At 61.0% G+C, this 2699-nt stretch carries 2 pseudogenes; both read right to left on the bottom strand.

Annotated elements, in window-relative coordinates:
- Nucleotides 1-332 precede the first annotated feature (332 nt).
- Nucleotides 333-1573: pseudogene (locus L1069_RS23570) on the bottom strand (IS91 family transposase).
- An 11-nt stretch (nucleotides 1574-1584) separates the two neighbouring features.
- Nucleotides 1585-2456, bottom strand: a pseudogene (locus L1069_RS23575) (tyrosine-type recombinase/integrase).
- Nucleotides 2457-2699 lie beyond the last annotated feature (243 nt).

Here is a 2699-nt window from a genome sequence, read left to right on the forward strand (position 1 = left end):
ATTTTGCACGAGTAGCAGCTTCGTCTGAGGTTTGTGGCTGCTGTCATCGTGAGATGCAGCGGCGGTAAATCTGACAAGGAGGAAAGCGCGGGCGGCTTTCGTTGCTATGGGGATTGTGCGTTACGAGTTCAGCCTTCGTTGGCCGGAACGGTGGGGCTGATCGCTTTGAAGAGTGCAGGCGCGGCGGGTTTCACGGCCTGTTGTTGCCGATTGGTTTCTCTTTTCGCATCCATTAGCCTGTTTTGGTGCCTGTTTTGGTGCCTGTTTCATGAGGCCGGGCGCAGTGATCGGTTCGGCGTCTGCGTATCGCGAGGCCGGGCATTTTCGCTGTGTCACGCGGCCTCTTCCAATGGTGGCGCGCGGGATTTCGGGGTTTGGCCGCGGGTGAATGTCTCAACGATGCACATCGCCCCGCCGCATTTGGGGCAAGGCTGGCACACGATCTGGCCGTCGGGATCATCGCTTGTCGCTTCACTGGTTGCCTGACCGGGTTCGGGCTCCGCGTTGAGCAAATGCCTGATCTTCTTGATCCTGTCGCGGCGGATGCCGTTGGCGAGGAATCCGGTGTGGCGAATGCGGTGGAAGCCGGAGGGCAGGACATGGATCAGGAAGCGACGGATGAACTCGTCCGTGCGTAGGCGCATGATCTTCAATCGGTCACCGCGCCTGATGCGGTAGTCTTTCCAGCGGAAGGCCACTGTGTCGACATTGGCGCTGACCAAGCGTTGGATCGAGATCGCGACGCGGCGGGTATAGCGGCTGAGATAGGCCAACACGGCTTCGGGCCCTCCGAAGGGTGGCTTGGCGCAAACAACCCAATCGGTCTTGCGTAGTGGCGCGAGATGGGCTGCAAAGCTGCCGGAGTCGGCCAGCCCCGCCAATTCTCCGAAGAAACGCAGCTTGCTCGTCCGGTGCAAACGGATCAGCCCTTCAAGGAACAGGCGCCGGAACAGCCGGGACAGGACCTTCACGGGTAGGAAGAACCTTGGGCGGCAGCCGATCCAGCGGGTGCCGTCCTGGGACAGCCCGCCACCTGGCACGATGACATGCACGTGCGGAGGGTGGGTCATCGCCGAGCCCCATGTGTGCAGCACCGATGTTATACCGATCTTTGCGCCAAGGTGTTTTTGGTCGGCAGCGATGGTCAGTAGCGATTGTGACGAAGCCTTGAACAAAAGGCCGTAGACCGCCGCATTCGCCATTGTCTCTCGGACCAATGGCGTTCCAATGGCTCATTCTGGCAGGCAATGCCGGCAATCCGGGCAGGTAGCGTAAAGACCACATGGAAGTATTCGACCGGCAACAGGTCTTCCATGCGCGCCAGCATCCAGTCCCGCGCCGTGGCACCCTGGCACTTCGGGCAGTGCCGATTGCGGCACGCGTTATAAGCGATGTGTTGGTGGCCGCACTTGTCACAGGCCGCGACGTGGCCGCCAAGCGCGGCGGTCCGGCAGGTCTCAATCGCGGAAATCACCTTCAACTGTGGAAGGTTCAGGTGCCCAGCGTGTTCTTGGCGGCAGGCAGGTCCGTGGGCGCGGAAGATCTCCGCGACCTCCAGTCTGGGGCGCGGCACGAAAGCCGGGCTTAACCGGGACCGGCCTCCCGACTCGCCAGAAGATCAAGCGGGCTGATGAGATCCCGGATCGTTTTGGTCGCCACCTTGGTGTAGATCGTCGTCGTTTCCAGCTTGGCATGCCCAAGCAGCACCTGGATGACCCGGATATCAGTCCCGCTTTCCAGCAGATGGGTGGCAAAGCTGTGCCGCAGAGTGTGAGGTGAGACTTTCTTCGTGATCCCGGCAAAGTCACAGGCCACACCGAAGGCCCGGTTGAACTGCCGCGTCGAGATTGGATCGACCCGGTTGCGGCCGGGAAAGAGCCAGCCTGCCGCTTCGCTTCGCGGTAATAGTCGCGCAACAGCTCGAGCAAACTTGGCGACAGTATCACATAGCGGTCCTTGCGGCCCTTGCCTTGCTCGATCCGGATCAGCATGCGGTCACTGTCGATACCGGTGACCTTCAAGTGCGTAACCTCGCTCGCCCTCAGCTCACCGCCATAGGCCACGCTGAAGGCCGCCCGGTATCTGAGCCCGGGCCCCGGCGCAGCCTCTAAAATGCGCGCGACCTCCTCGGCGCTCAGAACCACCGGGATCTTCTTCGCTGCACGTTGATAGCGCATGTGCCGCTTCATCTCCGGGCGCGGGCATGTCGTCGTAAAAAAGAAACTCAGCACCGTCAGCCGGTTGTTGAAGGTCGGCCCGCCGACGCCCCGTTCCTTCATGTCGAACTGAAACGCCCGCAACTCTTCTGGCGTCGCGGTGCCCGGCGAATGCCCCAGGAACCGCGTAAACTCCCGCGTCGCCCGCAAATACATCGTCTGCGTCTTGCGCTGCAGACCCTTGATCTGCATGTCTTCGAGAAACCGCTGGCGCAACTTCGGCACATATTGGTCGGTCATGGAAACCTCCTGCCATCAGATTGAGAAGATCCCAATCGTCAGGCAGACGCGCGCATCCGCAAAATCTCAGCCCTCAAGTCAACGCGCTGTATCCGCAACAAGCGCCACTACCGCGAAAGCGGTTTCGTCCATGTACCGAAAGCCGACATGGATGGCGGTTAGTCCGGCCCAAAGGCTGCCCTTGGACGATTTGATCCAAAGTCGCGGTGCTACCCGCCGAAGCGGCTCTCTGTTTGCGGGATC

Origin of the sequence: Leisingera sp. MMG026 (assembly GCF_021654205.1) — a bacterium.
Taxonomy (GTDB): domain Bacteria; phylum Pseudomonadota; class Alphaproteobacteria; order Rhodobacterales; family Rhodobacteraceae; genus Leisingera.